The sequence below is a fragment of the Comamonas trifloxystrobinivorans genome (assembly GCF_043359985.1).
In the GTDB taxonomy this organism is placed as follows: domain Bacteria; phylum Pseudomonadota; class Gammaproteobacteria; order Burkholderiales; family Burkholderiaceae_C; genus Comamonas; species Comamonas trifloxystrobinivorans.
The window spans coordinates 1-4620 of record NZ_JBHZGV010000036.1 but is presented as its reverse complement, the minus strand read 5'-3'; the positions used below and the strand labels follow the sequence as shown (position 1 = coordinate 4620).

General features: G+C 63.5%; 4 protein-coding genes. 3 read left to right on the top strand and 1 reads right to left on the bottom strand.

From position 1 onward, the window contains the following. Window positions 1-296: 296 nt before the first annotated feature. Entirely contained in the window at window positions 297-1013 is a 717-nt protein-coding gene (locus ACFIQF_RS24490; protein WP_393946262.1) for a phosphatase PAP2 family protein, read from the bottom strand. A gap of 64 nt (window positions 1014-1077) precedes the next feature. On the opposite strand from ACFIQF_RS24490, the gene ACFIQF_RS24485 reads away from it, so the two are divergent. The 3 genes from ACFIQF_RS24485 (at window position 1078) to fba (ending at window position 4305) form a co-directional block, all read left to right on the top strand. Beyond that, window positions 1078-1776, top strand: coding sequence for a response regulator transcription factor (locus ACFIQF_RS24485; protein ID WP_393946261.1), 699 nt, complete (start codon window positions 1078-1080; stop codon window positions 1774-1776). Next, complete coding sequence (locus ACFIQF_RS24480) at window positions 1773-3128, top strand: sensor histidine kinase (RefSeq protein ID WP_393946260.1); 1356 nt, start codon at window positions 1773-1775, stop codon at window positions 3126-3128. Before ACFIQF_RS24485 ends, ACFIQF_RS24480 begins: the two co-directional genes overlap by 4 nt. Window positions 3129-3240: 112 nt before the next feature. Continuing rightward, window positions 3241-4305 (top strand): class II fructose-bisphosphate aldolase, encoded by a 1065-nt coding sequence (gene fba / locus ACFIQF_RS24475; RefSeq protein WP_393946259.1) that lies wholly within the window; start codon window positions 3241-3243, stop codon window positions 4303-4305. Window positions 4306-4620: the final 315 nt, after the last annotated feature.

Here is a 4620-nt window from a genome sequence, read left to right as displayed (position 1 = left end):
GGGGCGGTCGGGGACGCTGGATGTAGGGCACGTTTTTTCCCCTCGCTTTTTGTCGTGCAACAAAAAGGGAGGTCGCCCGCCGGGGCGAAATCCCGGCATCTGCGCAAAGCGCAGAAGTCTTAATGAAGGACGGGGACGCTCGTCACTACGCGTCCGCCCCTCTGGCCAGCCGCTGCAGGCAATGCAGCGCAACGCCAGTTAGAAAAACAACCTATCTGCGCGAAGCGCAGAAGTCCTGAGCAAAGGACGCGACCGCTCGCCTCTACGCGACCGCTGCAGCCGCCAGCAGCGCAGAACTAGCGCTGCTCACGTCCCCAGCGCTGGGCCACAAAATCCAGCACCAAGCCCGCTGTCCAGCACAGCCACGCCGTCCACAAGGTGTGGCTCATGTAATGGGCGCCGCGCATTTGCTGGCCAATGCCCAGGGCCGTGCCCACTACCAGCACCACTGCCAGCCACCAGCGGGCGGCGCGAGGCGCGTCGCGCCACAGTGCGAAATAGCCGCCCAGAAAGGCGAAGCCGGCGGCTGCGTGGCCGGCGGGGAAGCAGTGGCCGCTGCCGCCGTCGTGCACACCCCAGCGCCAGTGCGATACGTATTCGGCCACACCGCCGAACAATTGCAGATCCCAGGGGCAGCTCGTGGCGCTGGTGCGTTTGATGGTGGCTACCACGGCCAGCGACAGCAGCACGCTGGCCACCAGTTGCACGCGGCGGAAGGTGGGCAGGCGGCGCAGTACGCCAAACGGAATCCACACGCCAATGCTCAGCGCTACCACCACCACCCAGCCGAGCATGCGCATGGCTTCGTGCATGTACTGCACCAGAAAGTGGTTGCTGCGCAGCGCAAAACCCTGGGCGCTGCCCCACCAGTGGGCCAGGGCCAGGTCGTTGCCCGCTACATCCCACAGCGAGACGAGGACGAAGGCCACCAGCGTGACCACGATCCAGCGGCTGGTGGGGGCTGTGTTGGTAGGGGAGATGGGGGCAAAAGACTGGCTGGGCGAGGCGTGCATTGCAAGAGTATGGAGCGGCTTGGCTTAATCGGGTCTTAATGGGGATTCGGGCAAAATGGTCAGTATGCGAATACTCCTGGTCGAAGACGATACCGGCATTGCCGAAGGCCTGCGCACCAACCTGCAGCAGCGCGGCCATGCGGTGGATTGGTGCGTTACGCTGGCCGCCGCCTGGACGGCGCTTTGCACCGAAGGCTTTGATGCCGTGTTGCTGGATCTGGGCTTGCCCGACGGCGATGGCAGCAGCCTGCTGCAGCGCCTGCGCAATGCGCCCAAACCCACGGCGTTGGCGGCGGCGCTGCCTGACCCGGCCACGCCGGTGATCATTCTGACCGCGCGCGACGGCGTGCACGACCGCATCGAAGGCCTGGATCTGGGGGCGGACGATTACCTCTCCAAGCCTTTTGACGCGGCCGAGCTGCAAGCGCGCCTGCGCGCTCTGGTGCGGCGCGCCAGCGGCCGGGCCAACCCCTTGATCCATTACCGCGACCTGGTGCTGGACCCGGCGCAACACCAGGCGCAGCTGCGCGGCGAGCCGGTGGATTTGTCGCCGCGCGCTTTCACCATCTTGCTGATTCTGTTGCAGGCCCAGGGGCGGGTGTTGTCCCGCCAGCAACTGGAGGAGCGGTTGTACAGCTTTGATGCATCGGTCGAAAGCAATGCGGTGGAAGTGCATATCCACCATCTGCGCAAAAAGCTGGGCGCCGACTACATCCAGACCATGCGCGGCGTGGGCTACTTCATGCCGCAAGAGGTGGCATGACCGAGGGCCGCTCTGCGCAGAAACCGCCGCGCCTGCAGACGCGCATGCTGGTGTGGATTTTGGGTGCGCTGGTGGTGGTGTGGGCCAGCTTTGTGTTTTGGGCCTATCAGACCGGCGTGGAAGAGTCCGACGAGCTGACCGACGGCCACCTGGCCAGCGTAGCGGCCATGGTGCTGAACATTCCCATGGCCGATGCTGCCGCCTTGGGCAAAACCACGCCGCGCGTGCCATTGCCCGGCTTGCGGGCGCACGATTACCAGCAGTCGATGAGCCTGCAAATGTGGAATGCGCACGGCCATTTGCTGCTGAACGTGGGCGACGCACCGTTGATGGGATTTACCGGAACGGAAGACGGTTTTTTTGATGTCTCGCTGGGCGAGCAGCCGCAGCCCTGGCGCGCCTTTACCCAATGGAATGCTGAGCGCACGCGCAAGGTGACGGTCTTGGTCAGCCTGCAGGAGCGCGACGATCTGGCCGATGACATTGCCAGCCAGATGGTGTTGCCAGGCATGTGGCTGCTGCCGGTGGTCACGCTGGTGCTGGGTTTTACCATCCGCGCGGGCTTGAAGCCGCTGTACCAGCTCTCGACCGATGTGGAAAACCTGCAGCCCGAGAACAACCAGCGTCTGACCACCGGGCACAACTGGCAGGAGTTTCGCGCTGTGACGCACTCCATCAACACCTTGCTGGACCGCAACGATGCGGCGATGGAGCGCGAGCGCAAGCTGGCCAACGAGGTGGCGCACGAGCTGCGCACGCCGCTGGCGTCGATCAGCCTGCACGCCCAGGCTTTGCAAGGCGCGCTGAGCGATGCCGAGCGCCAGCAATCGGTGCAGCGCATCCGGGCAGACGCGGTGCGTGCCGGCCATGTGCTGGGCCAGATTCTGGCCTTGGCGCGCAGCAACCGGGTGGCTTTGTCGCAGCAGACGCAAAGCGTGGATCTGGCCCAGCTGGCGCGTACCGTGGCGGCCGAATACGCGCAGGCCGCCTGGGCGCATGGCGGCAGTCTGTCGGTGGAGATGCCCGAGCATCTGGGCGTCAACGGTCACACCACCTTGCTGGAAGTGGCTTTGCGCAACCTGGTGGAAAACGCGCTGCGCCACACGCCGCCGGGCACGCAGATCGAGATCCAGGGTGGCATCAGCGGCGGCCAATGCTGGCTGCAGGTGTGTGATGACGGTGGCCGGGCCGGCCAGGCAGCGGCGCCTGAGCCGGTGGACAGCCTGCACCTGGGGCACGAGATCGTGGCCCGCATCATGGCCTTGCACCAGGGCGAGTTTGCCCAGCCGGCGGCACCTGCGCCCTATACCACTTGTTACCGCCTCGGTATGCCGGCTGCGCAGGTCATTTGAGCTTGCTAAAATGCGCAGTTACCAAGCGGTTACCACGCCGCTGCAATGAACCGAGGGTGCTGCGGCGGCCGCTGCAGCGCTTTTTCTTTGTATTAGAACGGACCTGACCACCATGCCTTTGATCTCGATGCGCGAAATGCTCGACCATGCTGCCGAAAACAGCTATGGCATCCCCGCTTTCAACGTCAACAACCTGGAACAGGTCCAGGCTGTGATGGCGGCTGCCGACGAAGTGGGCGCGCCCGTGATCTTGCAGGCCAGCGCAGGCGCCCGCAAGTACGCCGGTGAGCCCTTCATCAAGCACCTGATCCAGGCCGCTGCCGAGATGTACCCCCACATCCCGCTGGTGATGCACCAGGACCACGGCACCACGCCCGACATCTGCCAAGGCGCTCTGAACCTGGGCTTCGGCTCGGTGATGATGGACGGCTCGCTGCGCGCCGACGGCAAGACGCCTTCGGACTTTGACTACAACGTCGACGTGACCCAGCAAGTGGTGGCCATGGCCCACAAGATCGGCGCTACGGTCGAAGGCGAGCTGGGCTGCCTGGGCAACCTGGAAACTGGTGACGCGGGCGAGGAAGACGGCATTGGCGCCGAAGGCAAGCTGGACCACAGCCAGATGCTGACCGACCCTGAAGAAGCCGCCGTGTTTGTGAAGGCTACGCAGTTGGACGCCCTGGCTATTGCCATCGGCACCAGCCACGGCGCCTACAAGTTCAGCCGCAAGCCCACAGGTGACATTCTGGCGATCAGCCGCGTCAAGGAAATCCACGCCCGCATCCCCAACACCCACCTGGTGATGCACGGCTCTTCTTCCGTGCCGCAAGAGCTGCTGGCCATCATCAACCAGTACGGCGGCAAGATGAAGGAAACCTACGGCGTGCCCGTCGAGGAAATCCAGGAAGCCATCAAGTTCGGCGTGCGCAAGATCAACATCGACACCGACATTCGCCTGGCGATGACCGGTGCCGTGCGCAAGTTCATGGCCGAGAACCCCGACAAGTTCGACGCCCGCGAATGGCTCAAGCCTGCCCGCGAAGCCGCCAAGCAAGTGTGCAAGGCGCGCTATATCGAGTTCGGTTGCGAAGGCCAGGGCGCCAAGATCAAGGGCTACAGCCTGGACCAAATGGCCAAGAAGTATGCGGCCGGGGATCTGGCTCAGCTGGTGAAGTAAACCAGCTGGAAGCTTTCTAAAAAACCTGTCAGCGTGAGCTGGCAGGTTTTTTTATTGGGCTCATCACGGAATCGTGAGCGGTGCCCCCTTGCTCGTGTGGCGTGTACTCTCTTGCAGGTTAGGCAGTTTTCTAACTGGCGTTGGTGGGTATTGCATGCTGCAGCTGGCCGGGACTCGCCCCGGCGGGCGACTGACTTTCTTGCTGCACGGCAAGAAAGTCAGCAAAGAAGCGTGCCCAGGTATGACTCACACTCATAGGTAACACATTAGTTCAAGGACATAGGTAACAGCTCCACGTCTTGGAAACTGCCTTCA

What these genes read in the sequence shown, in the direction of transcription:
- ACFIQF_RS24490 (WP_393946262.1), bottom strand. Translation starts at nt 1,013, where the DNA reads ATGCACGCCTCGCCCAGCCAGTCTTTTGCCCCCATCTCCCCTACCAAC.
- ACFIQF_RS24485 (WP_393946261.1), top strand. Translation starts at nt 1,078, where the DNA reads ATGCGAATACTCCTGGTCGAAGACGATACCGGCATTGCCGAAGGCCTG.
- ACFIQF_RS24480 (WP_393946260.1), top strand. Translation starts at nt 1,773, where the DNA reads ATGACCGAGGGCCGCTCTGCGCAGAAACCGCCGCGCCTGCAGACGCGC.
- fba (WP_393946259.1), top strand. Translation starts at nt 3,241, where the DNA reads ATGCCTTTGATCTCGATGCGCGAAATGCTCGACCATGCTGCCGAAAAC.